16 protein-coding genes are annotated in these 15,836 nt (G+C 67.3%); 7 read left to right on the forward strand and 9 right to left on the reverse strand.

The features are described 5' to 3' along the window. Positions 1-101 precede the first annotated feature (101 nt). The 4 genes from JI745_RS08615 to JI745_RS08630 form a co-directional block, all read right to left on the reverse strand. Positions 102-1,442, reverse strand: coding sequence for a replication-associated recombination protein A (locus JI745_RS08615; protein ID WP_201805455.1), 1,341 nt, complete (start codon positions 1,440-1,442; stop codon positions 102-104). A 37-nt stretch (positions 1,443-1,479) separates the two neighbouring features. Next, positions 1,480-2,091, reverse strand: coding sequence for an outer membrane lipoprotein chaperone LolA (gene lolA / locus JI745_RS08620; protein ID WP_201805456.1), 612 nt, complete (start codon positions 2,089-2,091; stop codon positions 1,480-1,482). Beyond that, positions 2,088-4,451 carry a DNA translocase FtsK gene (locus JI745_RS08625; RefSeq protein WP_201805457.1) on the reverse strand — a complete coding sequence of 788 codons (2,364 nt, stop codon included), beginning with the start codon at positions 4,449-4,451 and terminating at the stop codon, positions 2,088-2,090. The genes lolA and JI745_RS08625 overlap by 4 nt, the downstream gene beginning before the upstream one ends. A 70-nt stretch (positions 4,452-4,521) precedes the next feature. After that, entirely contained in the window at positions 4,522-5,187 is a 666-nt protein-coding gene (locus JI745_RS08630) for a Crp/Fnr family transcriptional regulator (RefSeq protein ID WP_201805458.1), read from the reverse strand. A 166-nt stretch (positions 5,188-5,353) separates the two neighbouring features. Here JI745_RS08630 and trxB point away from each other — a divergent pair, with 166 nt between their 5' ends. The 3 genes from trxB to rpmG all read left to right on the forward strand — a co-directional run bounded on the left by trxB (position 5,354) and on the right by rpmG (position 6,850). Further along, a complete protein-coding gene (gene trxB, locus JI745_RS08635) occupies positions 5,354-6,307 on the forward strand; it encodes a thioredoxin-disulfide reductase (RefSeq protein ID WP_201805459.1) in 954 nt (317 codons plus the stop codon). Positions 6,308-6,434: 127 nt separating this feature from the next. Beyond that, positions 6,435-6,668, forward strand: a complete 234-nt coding sequence (gene rpmB, locus JI745_RS08640) for a 50S ribosomal protein L28 (protein WP_201805460.1) — start codon at positions 6,435-6,437, stop codon at positions 6,666-6,668. 14 nt (positions 6,669-6,682) lie between these two features. After that, positions 6,683-6,850: a 50S ribosomal protein L33 gene (gene rpmG / locus JI745_RS08645; protein ID WP_047498832.1), complete on the forward strand. Its 168-nt coding sequence runs from the start codon at positions 6,683-6,685 to the stop codon at positions 6,848-6,850. A gap of 105 nt (positions 6,851-6,955) precedes the next feature. Here rpmG and JI745_RS08650 read toward each other — a convergent pair whose 3' ends face one another. Next, complete coding sequence (locus JI745_RS08650) at positions 6,956-8,167, reverse strand: fatty acid desaturase (RefSeq protein ID WP_404932845.1); 1,212 nt, start codon at positions 8,165-8,167, stop codon at positions 6,956-6,958. A gap of 144 nt (positions 8,168-8,311) precedes the next feature. Next, entirely contained in the window at positions 8,312-9,571 is a 1,260-nt protein-coding gene (locus JI745_RS08655) for an RsmB/NOP family class I SAM-dependent RNA methyltransferase (protein WP_201805463.1), read from the reverse strand. Positions 9,572-9,594: 23 nt separating this feature from the next. Here JI745_RS08655 and JI745_RS08660 point away from each other — a divergent pair, with 23 nt between their 5' ends. Continuing rightward, positions 9,595-9,831: a DUF1653 domain-containing protein gene (locus JI745_RS08660; RefSeq protein WP_201805464.1), complete on the forward strand. Its 237-nt coding sequence runs from the start codon at positions 9,595-9,597 to the stop codon at positions 9,829-9,831. Here the strand turns inward: JI745_RS08660 and purN are convergent. After that, positions 9,828-10,451: a phosphoribosylglycinamide formyltransferase gene (gene purN, locus JI745_RS08665; RefSeq protein WP_201805465.1), complete on the reverse strand. Its 624-nt coding sequence runs from the start codon at positions 10,449-10,451 to the stop codon at positions 9,828-9,830. The two genes, JI745_RS08660 and purN, sit on opposite strands and share 4 nt — an antisense overlap. Positions 10,452-10,581: 130 nt before the next feature. Between purN and JI745_RS08670 the strand changes: the two genes are divergently transcribed. Genes JI745_RS08670 through JI745_RS08680 form a run of 3 tightly spaced genes read left to right on the forward strand, consistent with a single transcriptional unit; the run spans position 10,582 to position 13,723 of the window. Next, a complete protein-coding gene (locus JI745_RS08670) occupies positions 10,582-11,892 on the forward strand; it encodes a tryptophan--tRNA ligase (protein WP_201805466.1) in 1,311 nt (436 codons plus the stop codon). A 14-nt stretch (positions 11,893-11,906) separates the two neighbouring features. Continuing rightward, positions 11,907-12,347 carry a DUF3717 domain-containing protein gene (locus JI745_RS08675; RefSeq protein WP_201812435.1) on the forward strand — a complete coding sequence of 147 codons (441 nt, stop codon included), beginning with the start codon at positions 11,907-11,909 and terminating at the stop codon, positions 12,345-12,347. Beyond that, complete coding sequence (locus JI745_RS08680; protein WP_201805467.1) at positions 12,344-13,723, forward strand: MATE family efflux transporter; 1,380 nt, start codon at positions 12,344-12,346, stop codon at positions 13,721-13,723. Before JI745_RS08675 ends, JI745_RS08680 begins: the two co-directional genes overlap by 4 nt. Before the next feature lie 25 nt (positions 13,724-13,748). Here the strand turns inward: JI745_RS08680 and JI745_RS08685 are convergent, their stop codons facing one another. Then, on the reverse strand, positions 13,749-15,104 hold the full coding sequence (locus tag JI745_RS08685; protein WP_201805468.1) for a HAMP domain-containing sensor histidine kinase: 1,356 nt from the start codon (positions 15,102-15,104) through the stop codon (positions 13,749-13,751). Next, complete coding sequence (locus JI745_RS08690; protein WP_201805469.1) at positions 15,101-15,814, reverse strand: response regulator; 714 nt, start codon at positions 15,812-15,814, stop codon at positions 15,101-15,103. Before JI745_RS08690 ends, JI745_RS08685 begins: the two co-directional genes overlap by 4 nt. Positions 15,815-15,836: the final 22 nt, after the last annotated feature.

The following is a 15,836-nucleotide window of genomic DNA, read 5'->3' on the forward strand; positions in this document are numbered from 1 at the left end:
TCGTGTGGACGCCTGGGCTTTGTCTGATGTCTGGGCTGTGACGGGGGCGATTCTAGGGGGCCATCTGAGCGGCGCCTGCTGCGCGTTTCCCCGTACGGCAATCAGCGATTCTTGCGCTTGTCTCCCTCTGTCGCGCGCTCGCGTGCCTCGTCGTTGAGGCGCCTCAACTCCTGGAGTCGCTCCCTTATTTTGAGCTCCAGGCCGCGGTCGACAGGCTGGTAGAAGCGCTGCGGCGCAAGCTTGTCGGGCCAGTAGTTCTCACCGGCCGCAAAGCCTCCCGGCTCGTTGTGCGCATAGCGGTAGTCGCGCCCGTAGTCGAGATCCTTCATGAGCTTGGTCGGTGCGTTGCGCAGGTGCAGCGGCACCGCACGGGTGCCGTCCTTGGCGATGAAGGCCCGTACGGTGTTGTAGGCGGTGTAGACCGCGTTGGACTTGGGCGCCATCGCGAGAAAGACCACCGCCTGTGCGAGCGCCAGCTCGCCCTCGGGGCTGCCCAGGCGCTCGTAGGTCTCGGCTGCGTCGAGCGCCATGCGCAGCGCGCGCGGGTCGGCGAGGCCGATGTCTTCGCTCGCCATGCGGACCAGGCGGCGCGAGGCGTAGCGGGGATCCACGCCGCCATCGAGCATGCGCACGAACCAGTAGAGCGCAGCATCGGGGTCGCTGCCACGCACGGCCTTGTGCAAGGCCGAGATCGTGTCGTAGAACTGCTCGCCGCCTTTGTCATAGCGGCGCAGTTGCTCGCCCAGCGAGCGTTCGAGTTGCGCTTCGTCGATGGTGTCAGCCGTCTTGTCGGCCATGCGCACGAGGTTCTCGTAGGCGTTGAGCAGGCGGCGTGCGTCGCCGTCGGCATAGCCGATGAGGCGGTCGCGGGCGGCGTCGCTCAGTGGCGGCGCGGCCAGCAGCTCGCGGGCGCGCTGCAGCAGCTGGGTCATGTCGTCGTCGGTGAGCGACTTCAACACATGCACCGTCGCGCGCGAGAGCAAGGCCGAGTTGACTTCGAACGAAGGGTTCTCCGTCGTCGCACCGATGAAGGTGAAGAGGCCCGATTCGACGTGCGGCAGGAAGGCGTCCTGCTGGGCCTTGTTGAAGCGATGCACTTCGTCGACGAACACCACCGTGCGCTTGCCGGTGCCCTGCGCGACCTGCGCACGCTCGACAGCCTCGCGGATGTCTTTCACGCCGCCCAGCACCGCCGAGATCTGGATGAACTGGGCATCGAACCCATCGGTCATCAGCCGTGCGAGGGTCGTCTTGCCGACACCCGGCGGGCCCCAGAGGATCATCGAGTGAAGGCGCCCCGACTCGAACGCCACGCGCAGCGGCTTGCCTTCGCCCAGGAGGTGCTGCTGGCCGATCACTTCGGCCAGCGTCTTGGGCCGCAGGCGCTCGGCCAGCGGGGCCTGCGGCTCATCGTTTCCCAGGGGCAGCTGCAACGATTCCATCGGCGGATTGTCGCAGCGGGGACTTTGCCCCTGCGCTTCACTGCTCGATGACGTCGGCGCCCTTGGGCACGGTGAAGACGAAGGTCTCGGGCTTGACCGGCTCGTTGGCCACGAACTGGCTGAACTGCAGCAGCGAGCGCTGGTTGAACGCGTCGACCACCTCGATCGCGCTCAAGGTCTTGCCCTTGAACCCGACGCGCACGGACTTGAAGCTGCCGTCCTTCGCCTTGGGCGTGGCTTCGACCCAGTCCAGCCCATCCTTCGCCGGCTGAGCGGCGAGGTCGAAATCTTTTTCCAGCGAGCCACCGGCCAGCAGCGCGGCGGGTGTGGCACCGAGCGCCTGGCTGAACTTGCGCGAGCTGGCCTGGTTCAGGTCGGCGTCGTAGATCCACACCTTCTGGCCATCGGCCACGATGGTCTGCTCGAAGGGCTTGAGGTAGGTGAAGCGGAATCGGTTGGGGCGCGAGAACTCGAACTTGCCGCTCGAGGTCTTCTTCTTCGCGCCATCTGGAGAGGTGACGGTCTGCGTGAACTCGGCGCGGCCGGTCTTCACATCGCGCACGAAGTCCTTGAGCGTGTCGACCGCGGATTGCGCGTTGGCTGCCGCCGCAGCAAACATCAGCAAGGTCGAGAAAAGAATCTTCTTCATTCGCTGCGGGCCGGGACGATGATGTCGCGGTTGCCGTTGGTGGACATGGCACTTACGAGGCCGGATTTCTCCATTTGTTCCAGGAGTCTGGCTGCACGGTTGTAGCCGATGCGCAAATGGCGCTGAACGAGCGAGATCGACGCACGGCGGTGTTGCAGCACCACGGCCACGGCCTGGTCGTACATCGGATCGTTCTCGCCGCCGCCACCGCCCGGCATGTCGGCGGTGCTCACGTCACCTTCACCATCCAGCGTGCCGCCTTCGAGAATGCCTTCGATGTAGTTGGGCTCGCCTTGCTGCTTGAGGTAGTCGACCACGCGGTGCACTTCGTCGTCGCTCACGAAAGCGCCGTGCACGCGCACCGGCAGGCCGGTGCCCGACGCCATGTAGAGCATGTCGCCCATGCCCAGCAGCGCCTCGGCGCCCATCTGGTCGAGGATGGTGCGGCTGTCGATCTTGCTGCTGACCTGGAACGAGAGTCGGGTGGGAATATTGGCCTTGATGAGGCCGGTGATCACGTCGACGCTCGGGCGCTGCGTGGCGAGGATCAAGTGGATGCCGGCGGCGCGCGCCTTCTGCGCGAGGCGGGCGATCAGCTCTTCGATCTTCTTGCCGACCACCATCATCAGGTCGGCCAGCTCGTCGATTACCACCACGATGTGCGGCAGGCGCTCCAGCGGCTCGGGCTGCTCGGGCGTGAGGCTGAACGGATTCGGCATGGATTCGCCGCGCTCGGTGGCTTCGGCGATCTTCTTGTTGTAGCCGGCGAGGTTGCGCACGCCCAGCTTGCTCATCAGCTTGTAGCGGCGCTCCATCTCGCCCACACACCAGTTGAGCGCGTTGGCGGCCTGCTTCATGTCGGTGACCACAGGCGCCAGCAGGTGCGGGATGCCTTCGTACACGCTCATTTCCAGCATCTTCGGGTCGATGAGGATGAGGCGCACGTCGCGTGCTTCGGCCTTGTAGAGCAGCGACAGGATCATCGCGTTGATGCCGACCGACTTGCCCGAGCCGGTGGTGCCGGCCACGAGGCAGTGCGGCATCTTCGCCAGGTCGGCCACGACGGGCGCGCCGATGATGTCCTTGCCCAGGCCCATGGTGAGCTGCGAGGCGGCGTCGTTGTAGACCTGGGAGCCGAGGATCTCGGAGAGGCGGATGGTCTGGCGCTTGGCATTGGGCAGCTCCAGCGCCATGTAGTTCTTGCCCGGGATCACCTCGACGACGCGGATGCTCACGAGGCTCAGCGAGCGCGCGAGGTCCTTCGCGAGGTTGACGATCTGCGAGCCCTTCACGCCGGTGGCCGGCTCGATCTCGTAGCGCGTGATGACCGGGCCAGGGGAGGCGGCGACCACACGCACCTCGACGCCGAAGTCCTTCAGCTTCTTCTCGATGAGGCGCGAGGTCATCTCGAGCGTCTCGGGCGTCACCGTCTCCTGGCGACCGGGCGCCGCATCGAGCAGGTCGACCTGCGGCAGCTTGGTGTCGGCGAGCTCGGTGAAGAGTGGCTTCTGGCGCTCCTTGACCACGCGCTCGGACTTCGGCACCTCGATCACCGGCGTCTCGATGACGATCGGCACATGCTCTTCGTGCAGCTGGTGCTCGACGTCGACCACATGCTCGCGCTCGCGCACGGCACGTTCGCCGATGCGCTGGTCTTCGGCGCGCTCGATGCGCTCGACGCGTTTCTCGCGCAACGAATCGATCCACTGGCCGATGCCCTCGGCCGTGCGCAGCCACGAGAAGCGGAAAGCCAAGGCCAAGCCTGCCACCAGCACGGCGATCCACAGCACCCCGGAGCCGACGAATCCCAGCAGGCTCTGGCTGGCGCCCCCGAGCAGATAGCCCAGCACCCCGCCGGCATTGCCACCGGCCACCGAGGCCTCGAACCGGTAGAGGCGCGTCCATTCGAGCGCCGAGCTCGCGCTCATCAGCAACGCCACCCCGACCCAGAACATCCACAACGGCGGCTGGGGCCGCTGGCCCTGCAGCGGCTCGCCGCCGCGCAGCACGCGCGCCAGCGCACTCAGCCACGCGCGCAGGCTGATCAACATGCCCCACCAGGCCGAGTAGCCGAAGAGCACGAACGCGATGTCGGAGAAGCGTGCGCCCAGGGCGCCGACCTTGTTGAGCGGCACGGCATTGCTGCCGGACGTCGAGAAGGCCGCGTCGGCCGGGTTGTGGCTGGCAAGCGCGATCAGCGCCAGCAACCACAGCACACCACCGACGAGCACGCCGAAGCGCGCCCGCAGGCCGACGGGGGTGATGGGAGGAGCAGCGGGCGCCCCGTCGCGGGTGTAGGTGCCGGCAGCCGAGGCCGCCGAGCCGCCGTCAGGGCGTAGCGATCCGAGGGGAAACGTCATGCAGCCATTGTGGCCGATGCGGTGTGGCGACTCTGCCGAATCGCCCCACGCCGAAGGGCATGAGCGAAGCTCAGCCCGTCAGGCGTTCCTTGATGATGACCGAGCCGTTTTCCTGGGTCTCGACCATGCCGCGGTCTTCCAGGTCCTTCATCACGCGGCTCACCATCTCGCGCGAGGCGCCGACGATCTTGGCCATGTCTTGCCGCGACACCTTGTTGCGGATGATCTTCACGTCGCCGTCGTCTTCGGCCATGTCGAGCAGCGATCGGGCTACGCGGCCATAGACATCCAGCAGGGCCAGCGATTCGATCTGGCGGTCGGCGCTACGCAAGCGCGTGACCAGGCCGCGCATGATTGCGTAGGAGAGGCTCGAGTTCTCGGGCAGGCAGCGGGCGAATTCGGCGCGGCCGAGGATGAGCATGTCGGTCTGCACCTCGGCACGCACGGTGGCCGAGTGCGGCTCGTTGTCGATGAGGCTCATCTCGCCGACGTAGTTGCCAGGGTGCAGCACCGCGAGGATGACCTCACGGCCGCGGGAGTCGGAAGTCAGCACGCGGGCGCGGCCGGTGAGCAGGATGAACAGCGCGTTCGACTTCTTGCCATGCTCGACGATGATCTCGCCGCGACGGAAACGGCGCTTCACCACGCTGTCGGCGATGGCCGTGGCCTGCTCGTTGGTCAGCAGGGAAAACAGCGGCACGCGTCGGATCAAGTCCAGATTGGACAACATGGCCATCGGAGAACCTCCTTGTTGTGGAATGCGCAGCCCGAGAATTCAAGCGTGGAAAACTAACGTTTTCATAGCATATGCGCAATTGTCGCCATTACATGAATTGATGCCAGTCGGCGTCAACCCCATGTCAGACTGGCGCCCTATTGCCGTTTCCGTTCCCTGATCCGCCATGACACAGAACAACACCCAACACGCCCAGGTCCTGATCCTGGGCTCCGGCCCTGCGGGCTACACCGCGGCCATCTATGCCGCACGCGCCAACCTCAAGCCCATGCTGGTGACCGGCATCGCTCAAGGCGGGCAACTCATGACCACGACCGAAGTCGACAACTGGCCGGCCGACGTGATGGGGGTGCAAGGCCCGGAGTTGATGCAGCGTTTTCTGCAGCACGCCGAGCGTTTCAATACGCAGATCGTGTTCGACCACATCAACACCGTCGACTTCTCCAAGCGCCCGTTCACGCTCAAGGGCGACTCGGGCACCTACACCTGCGACGCCCTGATCATCGCCACGGGCGCCTCGGCCAAGTACCTGGGCCTGCCCTCGGAAGAGGCCTTCATGGGCCGGGGTGTGAGCGGCTGCGCCACCTGCGACGGCTTCTTCTACCGTGGGCAGGAGGTGTGCGTGGTGGGCGGCGGCAACACGGCCGTCGAAGAAGCCCTGTACCTGTCCAACATTGCGAGCAAGGTGCACCTGATTCACCGGCGCGACAAGTTCCGCGCCGAGGCCATCCTGATCGACAAGCTGATGGAGAAGGTCGCTGCCGGCAAGATGCAACTGCACCTGTGGCAGACGCTGGACGAAGTGCTGGGCGATGCGTCCGGCGTGACCGGCGTGCGCATCAAGAGCACCCAGGGCGGCACGACAAGCGACATCGACGTCAAGGGCTGCTTCATCGCCATCGGCCACCAGCCCAACACTGACATCTTCAAGGGTCAACTGGAAATGAAGGACGGCTACATCGTCACCCAGAGCGGACTGAACGGCATGGCCACGATGACCAGCGTGCCGGGGGTCTTTGCCGCAGGCGACGTCCAGGACCACATCTACCGTCAGGCCATCACCAGTGCGGGCACCGGCTGCATGGCCGCGCTGGACGCCCAGCGTTTCCTGGGGCATTGACAGGGGGCTGAGCGCCAGGGTAGGCAGGCAGAAAAAAGCGGGCTATACTCGCGGTCTTTGCCGAAACCAGCTGCGCATTTCCTGCACGGCCTCGGCTCCAGTCAAACAGATCACACGGAGAAGCGTCATGGCACGCGTCTGTCAAGTCACGGGCAAGGGCCCGATGGTGGGCAACAACGTTTCCCACGCCAACAATAAGACCAAGCGCCGGTTTCTGCCCAACCTGCAATACCGCCGGTTCTGGCTCGAGACCGAAAACCGCTGGGTGCGCCTGCGCATCTCCAATGCGGCCCTGCGCCTGATCGACAAGGTGGGCATCGAGCAAGTCGTCGCCGACCTGCGCGCCCGCGGCGAAATCTAAGTTAGGAGCCGATCATGGCAAAAGGTGGACGCGAAAAGATCAAGCTGGAATCGTCAGCCGGCACCGGTCACTTCTACACGACCGACAAGAACAAGAAGACCACGCCCGAGAAGATCGAAATCATGAAGTTCGATCCGAAGGCGCGCAAGCACGTGATGTACAAGGAAACGAAGCTGAAGTAATTCAGGCTCGCTTCAAACAGAAACCCGCTCCGGCGGGTTTTTTGTTGCCCCAAAAAAAGGAAGGGCCCGCCAAGCGGGCCCGCCGTCTTCTCTAGCCTACAGGCATCACGCGTGCGCCGCGCGCAGCTTCAGGGCGAACTCCTGCAGGGCGGCAATACCGCTCTCTTCCGCCTTCTTGCACCAGGCTTGCAGGTCGGCTACCAGCTGCTCGGCCGACACGTTGGTGCGGGTCCACAGCGAACGCAGTTCCTCGCGCATGGCCACCAGCTTGATCAGCGCTGGGCTCTGGTCTCGGGCGCTCTCGACCGCCGCCTTCACATGGCTCGGGATCTTGTCGGCATCGCGGTGCAACCAGCGGCGCGCCAGACGCATGTTGGCCAGCTTGGCGTGGCCAGCAGCACCTTCGGCCTTCAGGCGCTTGACCTCGCCCGCGCAAGCCACACGCAGGTTTCGGGCGTATTTCGCCATCACTTCATAGCGGTTGGCGATGAGCGCCTCGAGCGTCTTGGAGTCGGCGACAGGCTTGACATTGCCGAGCTTGAGCATCGGCGGCGTCTTGCGGACCTTGGCGAGTCCGATCATTTCCAGGCCGCGGATGTACGCCCAGCCGATGTCGAACTCGTACTTCTTGACCGACAGCTTGGCCGAGGTCGGGTAGGTGTGGTGGTTGTTGTGCAGCTCTTCGCCGCCGATGATGATGCCCCAGGGCGACACATTGGTGCTCGCGTCCTGCGCCTCGAAATTGCGGTAGCCCCACCAGTGGCCGAGGCCGTTGATGATGCCGGCGGCGGTGATCGGGATCCACAGCATCTGCACGGCCCAGACAGTCAGGCCGACCGCACCGAACAGCATCAGGTTGAGGATGAGCATGATGCCCACGCCCTGCCAGGTGAAGCGGCTGTAGACATTGCGCTCCATCCAGTCATCGGGCGTGCCGTGGCCGAACTTGGCGAGCGTTTCCTGGTTCTTCGCTTCGGCGCGATAGAGCTCGCTGCCGGTCAGCAGCACGGTCTTGATGCCGTGGGCGACCGGGCTGTGCGGGTCGTCCTGCGTCTCGCACTTCGCGTGATGCTTGCGGTGGATGGCGACCCATTCCTTGGTCACCATGCCGGTGCCCAGCCACAGCCAGAAGCGGAAGAAATGCGAGGGGATGGCGTGCAGGTCGAGCGCGCGGTGGGCTTGCGAACGATGCAGGAAGATCGTGACCGCAGCAATGGTGATGTGCGTCGTGGCCAGGGTGTACAGCACGATCTGCCACCAGGACGTTTCCACCAGACCACCGGCCAGCCAGGCGACCAGACCATCCCACAAAGACATCATTTCGTTCATCAGCTACCTTGAAAGCGACTCACCCAAACGGGTGGGCCATTGTAGAGGGGGCCCTCCAGCCGGAATCCGGAAAACTGCGTGGTTTGCACACCCGTCTTCCCGAACTGAAGGCCTGGATTGGAGACATCAGGATCAGCGACGTTCCCACGCCGCGGCAAAAAAACCATCGGTTCCGTGACGGTGTGGCCAGAGCCTCAAGAACTCCCCGCGGACGAGCCCCTCGGCACCGGCCACGTGCGCCTTCTCCAGCAATTCGGCTGCCGGCAGGGGTTTGAACTCCTTGCCCTGCGCTGTCGTGAATTCCGTCACGATCGCCTCGTTCTCCTGCTCCAGCACGCTGCAGGTGGCGTACACGAGGCGTCCGCCCGGCTTCACCAGGCGGGCCGCGCTCGCCAGGATTGCCGCCTGTTTCACGCGCAATTCCTCAATTGACTCGGGCGATTGCCGCCATTTCAGGTCAGGATTGCGGCGCAGCGTGCCCAGCCCGGAGCAAGGGGCATCGACCAGCACCCGGTCGATCTTGCCGGCCAGCCGCTTGATCCGCTCGTCGCGCTCGTGGGCGATCTGGGCCGGGTAAACGTTGGACAGCCCGCTGCGGGCCAGGCGCGGCTTGAGCGCCGCAAGGCGATGGCCGGAGGTGTCGAAGGCGTAGAGCCGGCCGGTGTTGCGCATCGCCGCGCCAAGCGCGAGCGTCTTGCCCCCGGCTCCGGCGCAGAAGTCGACCACCATCTCGCCGCGCTTCGGGTCGGTGAGCAGCGACAGCAGCTGGCTGCCCTCGTCCTGCACTTCCACGTCGCCACGGGTGAAAACGTCGAGCTTGTTCAGCGCCGGCTTGCCTTGCACCCGCAGGCCCCAGGGCGAATACGGCGTGGGCTGGGCATCGATGCGGGCGTCGGCGAGGGCCTGGGCCACCTCTTCGCGCTTGGCCTTGAAGGTGTTGACGCGCAAGTCGAGCGGCGCGCTGACGTTGAGGCTTTCCACCAGCGGCCAGAACTCGTCGCCGAGTTGCGCCTTCAGCATGTCGGCCAGCCACTCGGGCAGGTTGTGGCGCAGTTTCTCGCTCAAAGCGCTGCGGTCGACCGCCTGCACCTGGGCCAGCCATTGCTGCTCGGGCTCGCTCAGTGCCGCACGCAGGAAGCCTTCGTTGCCCTGCCAGGCGAGCACCGCCAGCCGGCGCTCCATCTCGCCCTTGCCCGATTGCGCGAGGTGCTGGTACAGCAGGCGCTCGCGCAGCACGGTGTAGGTGGTCTCGGCAAGGGTGTGGCGCTCGCGCTGGCCAAGCGCGCGGTTGGCGCGGAAGAAATCGGAGACCACACGGTCTGCCGGTGAGTCGAACTGCAGGACCTTGTGCAGCAGATCGGTGGCGAGTTCGAGCAAGGCGTTGGGGTGCATCCCGCGATTATCCTTGCCGCCTCATGAGCGACGACAACCTTCAGCCCCTGCCCGACACGCCCTTGGGCCGCTACCGCCACTACAAGGGCCACGAATACGAAGTGCTCGGCGTTGCGCGCCACAGCGAGACGCTGGAGCCGCTCGTCCTCTACCGCCCGCTCTACAACGCCAGCGGCCTGTGGGTGCGGCCGCACGCGATGTTCTTCGAAGACGTCGAGATCGACGGCGCGCGCCGCCCGCGCTTCACGCGCATCGGCTAGAGCAGCTGCGGCTCGCCCTTGCTCTGCGTGACGACGCCGTTCTCCACGCGCAGCAGCCCATCGACGAGCCAGCGCACCGCCTTCGGATAGAGCAGGTGTTCGCGCGACAGCACGCGCGCGGCCAGCGTCTCTTCGGTGTCCCCCGGCAGCACCGCCACGGCGGCCTGGGCAATGATGGGCCCGTGGTCCAGCTCGGGCGTCACGAAGTGCACCGTCGCACCCGCCACCTTGCAGCCGGCCTCGATGGCGCGCTGGTGCGTGCCGAGCCCGGGGAACGCCGGCAGCAGCGACGGGTGCACGTTGAGCATGCGGCCCTCGAACTGCTTCACGAAGCCAAGCGTGAGGATGCGCATGAAGCCCGCGAGCACCACCACGTCGGGCGCGAAGCCGTTCACCACCCGCGCGAGCTCGGCGTCGAAGGTTTCGCGGTCGGCAAACCCCTTGTGATCGACCACCGCCGTCGCGATCCCGCGTGCCTGTGCGAAGCGCAGCCCCGCCGCATCAGGCCGGTTGCTCACAACCGCTGCAATGCGCGCGGACCAGCCTTCCGTGGCACACGCCTGAACGATTGCCTCCATGTTGGAGCCCCGGCCGGAGATCAGGATCACGATGTTTTTCATAGGGGCCGGCAGTGTAGATGACAGCCCCCAGTCGCTCTCGCTCCTGCCCCCAAGGGGCGCCGCCCAGAGGCCCGGCAAAGCCGGCTCCTCGGGCGTTGCTCGATAATCGGTGCCCCCTTCGAGAGCCTCTATGACTGAACGCGTCCTGACCGGCATCACCACCACCGGCACGCCCCACCTCGGCAACTACGTCGGCGCCATCCGCCCCGCCATCCGCGCGAGCCAGGCGCCGGGGGTCGAGAGCTTCTTCTTCCTCGCCGATTACCACGCGCTCATCAAGTGCGACGACCCCGCGCGCATCGAGCGCTCGCGCCTCGAGATCGCCGCGACTTGGCTCGCCGCCGGGCTCGACACGAGTCGCGTCACCTTCTACCGCCAGAGCGACATCCCCGAGACGCCCGAGCTCACCTGGCTGCTCACCTGCGTCACCTCCAAGGGCCAGATGAACCGCGCGCACGCCTACAAGGCGGCGCTCGATGCCAACGTGGCCGCCGGCGAGGACCCGGACGCCAACATCACGATGGGCCTGTACAGCTACCCCATCCTGATGGCCGCCGACATCCTGCTCTTCAACGCGCACCGCGTGCCGGTCGGCCGCGACCAGGTGCAACACATCGAGATGGCGCGCGACGTGGCGCAGCGCTTCAACCACCTCTTCGGCAACGGCCGCGAGCTCTTCGTGCTGCCCAGCGCCGAGGTCGAGGAAGAAGTGGCCACGCTGCCGGGGCTCGACGGCCGCAAGATGTCCAAGAGCTACGACAACACCATCCCGCTCTTCGAAGGCGGCCCCAAGGGCCTGAAGGAGGCCGTGGCCCGCATCGTCACCGACTCGCGCCTGCCCGGTGAGCCGAAGGACCCGGAGGGCTCATCGCTCGTCACCATCTACGACGCCTTCGCCAACGCCGAACAGCGCGCCCGGATGCGCGCCGACCTGCGCGCTGGCCTCGCCTGGGGCGACGCCAAGCAGCGCGCCGTCGAGCTGATCGAGTCGCACCTCGGCCCGATGCGCGCCCGCTACGACGACCTCATGGCCCACCCCGAGCGCGTGGAAGAAGCGCTGCTGGAAGGCGCTGCCAAGGCCCGTGCCGTCGCCGTGCCGCTGATGCAGGAGCTTCGCGCCGCCGTCGGCCTGCGCAAGATGGTCGCGCGGCCGGTGGCGACGAAGACCGCCGCGAGCAAGGCCGCCGCCCTGCCCCTCTTCAAGCAATACCGCGAAAACGACGGCCGCTTCTACTTCAAGCTCACCGCCGCCAACGGCACCACGCTGCTGCAGAGCCGCGGCCTCGCCGACGGCCGCGAAGCCGGCCAGTGGGTCAAGCGCCTGAAGACCGAAGGCAGCAAGGCACTCGACGACGCGCCCATCGAGTTCGTCGACCGCGCGGGCGTCGAAGCCGCGCTCGCGGAGCTTCTCATCGCTGCCGCCGCCGAAAGCAAGGCTTGACCGCGACGCCCCGCATGGCCGGCATCCACATCACCGACATCGAGTCCGCCATCAACTGGTGGCGCGAGCGCTCGCCCTCGCCCGACGGCATCACCGCCTGCAAGGAGGTGCTGGCGCTCGCCGAGGTGTACGCGCTGATGGTGTACTACCACGAGCCCGAGTGCGACGAAGACACCATGCCGCCCAAGGCGCGCGACGCCTGGCTCGCCTGGTACGCGAGCACGCCCGACGCCCCCTGCATCGCCATCTGCTCCACGAGCCAGGGCGACGACGTCTGCAAGGGCTGCGGCCGCACCTTCGACGAGGTGCAGAACTGGACGGTGATGACCCCGTCGGAGAAGCGCCAGACCTGGCGCCGCATCACCTTCGAAGGCACCGCCTGGCGCTTCAACCGCTACAGCGAACGCGCACCCGACGCGCAGCCGCAGAACACGGCCGCCGAGGGCGCCGCTTGACGGTCGCCGGGCAGGGCCTGCTCGACAGCGCACGCCGGATCGTGCCGCTGGCCTGGCCGGTGTTCGTCGGGCAGGTGGCGGTGCTCGCCTTCAGCACCGTCGACACGGTGATGGTGGCGCGCTATTCGGCCCTTGACCTCGCCGCGCTCGCGGTGGGCGCCGCGGCCTACATCACGGTCTTCGTCGGCTTCATGGGCATGGTGCTCGCCATCGGCCCGATCGCCGGGCAGCTCTTCGGCGCGAAGAAGATGGAAGACGCCGGCGCGCAGCTGCACCAGGCCGTGTGGGTGGCGCTCGGCCTTTCGGTGCTCGGCAGCGCGCTGCTGCTGATGCCGGCCCCCTTCCTCTACGCCGCGCAGGCCAGGCCCGAAGTGGCCGAGAAGGTGCAGGCCTACCTTGGCTACCTCGCGCTCGCGCTGCCGCCCTCGCTGGTCTTCCAGGCCTTCCGCGGCTTCAACACGGCCGTCTCGAGGCCCAAGGTGGTGATGGCGCTGCAGCTCGGGGCACTGGCGCTCAAGTTGCCGCTCAATGCCCTCTTCATCTACGGGCTGCCGGCGCTGCACATCCCGTCGATGGGCGCGGCCGGCTGCGGGCTCGCGAGCGCGATCGCGATGTGGGCGCAGCTTGCCATCGCCTGGTGGGTGCTGCGGCGCGACCCGTTCTACGCACCCTTCGGCCTGCACGTCACGCGGCTCAACGCGCCGCATTGGGCAAGCCTCAGGGAGCTCTTGCGCCTGGGCATTCCGATGGGCCTGTCGATCCTGATCGAGGTGACCGGCTTCACCTTCATGGCGATCTTCATCTCGCGCATCGGCACCACCGAGGTTGCAGGCCACCAGCTCGCAGCCAACCTGGTGTCGTTGATGTTCATGATGCCGCTGGGCATTGCCAATGCCACCAGCACGCTCGTCGCGCAGAGCATCGGGGCCGAGCGGCATGCGGATGCACGGCGCCTCGGCTGGCATGGGCTGCAGATCGGTGCGATCGTCGCCACCGTGCTCGGCACCACGGTCTACCTGCTGCGCGAGCCGGTGCTGCAGGCCTACACCAACAACGCGGTGATCGTGGCCGCAGCGATGCCGCTGCTCGCCTACGTGGCGATCTTCCACGTGGCCGATGCCACGCAGACGGTCGCGTCGTTCGTCATGCGTGCCTACCGCGTGGCGACAGCGCCGATGGTCATCTACGCGGTGGCGCTATGGGGCGTCGGGCTGGGCGGCGGCTACGTGCTCGCGTTCAACCTCACCGGCCTCACGCCCCCGTCGCTGACCGGGGCACAAGGCTTCTGGGCCGCGTCGGTCACCGGGCTGGTGCTGTCAGGTGGTGGCTTGGTCACGCTGATGGCCTGGGTGCTGCGACACAAAGGCAGGCGATAGTCCGGCGCCAGCGATGGGGGCTCCGTCAGGCCCTCGGAAACACCAGCTCGAAGCAGCTGCCCCCGCCGTCGCGGCCCGTGCAGCGCACGCTGCCTCCGTGCCGCTCCGCGATCTGCTTCACGAGGCTCAGCCCCAGGCCCACACCACCGGCCTGCTCGGCATGGCCGGGCAGGCGGTAGAACGCCTCGAAGATGCGCTCGCGCTGCGCTTCGGGCACGCCGGGGCCGCGGTCGCACACCTGCACCGTCGCCTGGTTGCCGCCGGAGCTGACGTTGACGGTGATGTCGTCACCACCATAGCGGCGCGCGTTCTCCAGCAGGTTGCGCAGCGCGCGGCGCAGCAGGCGCTCGTCGCCGGCCACGGTGGCGGAGGTGCCGTCCACGGCAGCCCCCACGCGCGAGCCTTCCTCGGCGGCGAGCGCCAGCAGGTCCACCGGGTCGCGCTTGTCGACGCGCTGCACCGCATCCAGGCGGCTCGCGAGCAGCACCTCCTCGACCAGCGCGTCGAGCTCGGCCACGTTGGTCTCGATCTCGTGCTTCAGGCGCTGCGACTGCTGCGGCGAGGCGCCGTCCAGCATCTGCACCGCCATCTTCATGCGCGCGAGCGGCGAGCGCAGCTCATGACTCGCATTCGCCAGCAGCGACTGGTGCGAGCGCACGAGGTTCTCGATGCGCTCGGCCGCCAGGTTGAAGCTCGCCGCCACCGCGGCCACCTCGTCGCGCCCGCTCACCTCCACCCGGTGGTGAAGCTGACCGGCGCCGAACTGCTCCACGCCCTGCTTCAGGGCCTGCAGACGCCGCGTGAGGTGGCGCACCGCGGGCCACGCGCCCGCGGCCACGGCCACGAAGAGCAACACCAGCAGCACCACCGGCCCGAAGCCCTGCCAGGCCGGCGGCATGAACGGCAACAAGGGCGGCGGCAGTGAGCGGATCACCGGCCCGTCGCCACGCGGGCCGCCTCCCCCTCCGCCTTGCCCGGTCATCGCCCGCAGGCGGGCGCCCGCCCCCAGGCGCGACACCCACAGCGTGCGCCCATCGTCGAGCGGCACCGCATGCAGGCGCCCGCTGCCGTCGGCCTGGCGGCGCTGGAACGACTCGGACGCCGCGATGCGCACCCCGGCACGGTCGTCCAGCGCCAGGGGCAGGCGCAGCCGTTGCGACCATTCCGCAAGGGCCGCGGCCTGCTCGGACACCGGCGCCTCGGCGGGCGGCAAGGCACGCTGCAGCAGGTCGCCCCAGGCGCCCATGCGCTCGGACACGGCCGACTCGGCAAGCTGCCGTTCGCGCTGCATCTGGCGCTGGAAGAGCCAGCCGGAGCCGAAGGCGAACAGCAACAGAACCGCGACCACCGTGAGGTAGATGCGCAGCGTGAGCGTTCTCATTCGTCGGTGCCTGCGTCTTGCTTCTTGGCAAAGACATACCCGGCGCCCCGCACCGTCAGCACCCGCTTGGGTGCCTTGGGGTCGTCTTCGATCACTGCGCGGATGCGCGAGATGTGCACGTCGATCGATCGGTCGAAGGCTTCGAGCGGGTGGCCCTTGAGGCTGTCCATGATCTGGTCGCGCGAGAGCACACGCCCCGGGCTCTGCGCCAGCACGACCAGGAGGTCGAACTGGTGGCTGGTCAGGTCGCAGGGCTTGCCGTCGAGCCGGGCCACGCGGGCGCCCAGGTCGATCTCGAGCCGGCCGAAGCGCAGCACCTCGTCCGACGCATCGTCGGGCGCGGCCCGGCGCAGCAGCGCCTTCACGCGGGCCAGCAGCTCGCGCGGCTCGAAGGGCTTGGGCAGGTAGTCGTCGGCACCGAGCTCCAGGCCGACGATGCGGTCCATCGGCTCGCCGCGGGCGGTGAGCATCAGCAGCGGCAGCTTGCGCGTGCGGGGGTCGCTGCGCAGCTCGCGGCAGAGGTCGAGGCCATCGCCGTCGGGCAGCATCAGGTCGAGCAGCAAGGCGTCGTAGGACTCGGCGGCCATCCGCTCGCGGCCGGCGGCCAACGAGCCCGCCACCTCGACCTTGTAGCCGGCGTTGCCCAGGTAGTCGCCCACCATCGCCGAGAGGCGGGCATCGTCATCGATCATCAACAGGCGAGCACTCATGACTGCGGCATCCATCGAAACG

Origin of the sequence: Piscinibacter sp. HJYY11, from assembly GCF_016735515.1 — a bacterium.
In the GTDB taxonomy this organism is placed as follows: domain Bacteria; phylum Pseudomonadota; class Gammaproteobacteria; order Burkholderiales; family Burkholderiaceae_C; genus Rhizobacter.

Excerpts from the sequence above, each read along its gene's own strand:
- JI745_RS08660 (WP_201805464.1), top strand. The coding sequence starts at position 9,595 with ATGAGCGACGACAACCTTCAGCCCCTGCCCGACACGCCCTTGGGCCGC.
- JI745_RS08650 (WP_404932845.1), bottom strand. The coding sequence starts at position 8,167 with ATGTCTTTGTGGGATGGTCTGGTCGCCTGGCTGGCCGGTGGTCTGGTG.
- purN (WP_201805465.1), bottom strand. The coding sequence starts at position 10,451 with ATGAAAAACATCGTGATCCTGATCTCCGGCCGGGGCTCCAACATGGAG.
- JI745_RS08675 (WP_201812435.1), top strand. The coding sequence starts at position 11,907 with ATGGCCGGCATCCACATCACCGACATCGAGTCCGCCATCAACTGGTGG.
- JI745_RS08685 (WP_201805468.1), bottom strand. The coding sequence starts at position 15,104 with ATGAGAACGCTCACGCTGCGCATCTACCTCACGGTGGTCGCGGTTCTG.
- JI745_RS08630 (WP_201805458.1), bottom strand. The coding sequence starts at position 5,187 with ATGGCCATGTTGTCCAATCTGGACTTGATCCGACGCGTGCCGCTGTTT.
- trxB (WP_201805459.1), top strand. The coding sequence starts at position 5,354 with ATGACACAGAACAACACCCAACACGCCCAGGTCCTGATCCTGGGCTCC.
- JI745_RS08670 (WP_201805466.1), top strand. The coding sequence starts at position 10,582 with ATGACTGAACGCGTCCTGACCGGCATCACCACCACCGGCACGCCCCAC.
- JI745_RS08625 (WP_201805457.1), bottom strand. The coding sequence starts at position 4,451 with ATGACGTTTCCCCTCGGATCGCTACGCCCTGACGGCGGCTCGGCGGCC.
- JI745_RS08655 (WP_201805463.1), bottom strand. The coding sequence starts at position 9,571 with ATGCACCCCAACGCCTTGCTCGAACTCGCCACCGATCTGCTGCACAAG.
- lolA (WP_201805456.1), bottom strand. The coding sequence starts at position 2,091 with ATGAAGAAGATTCTTTTCTCGACCTTGCTGATGTTTGCTGCGGCGGCA.
- JI745_RS08690 (WP_201805469.1), bottom strand. The coding sequence starts at position 15,814 with ATGAGTGCTCGCCTGTTGATGATCGATGACGATGCCCGCCTCTCGGCG.
- JI745_RS08615 (WP_201805455.1), bottom strand. The coding sequence starts at position 1,442 with ATGGAATCGTTGCAGCTGCCCCTGGGAAACGATGAGCCGCAGGCCCCG.
- rpmG (WP_047498832.1), top strand. The coding sequence starts at position 6,683 with ATGGCAAAAGGTGGACGCGAAAAGATCAAGCTGGAATCGTCAGCCGGC.
- rpmB (WP_201805460.1), top strand. The coding sequence starts at position 6,435 with ATGGCACGCGTCTGTCAAGTCACGGGCAAGGGCCCGATGGTGGGCAAC.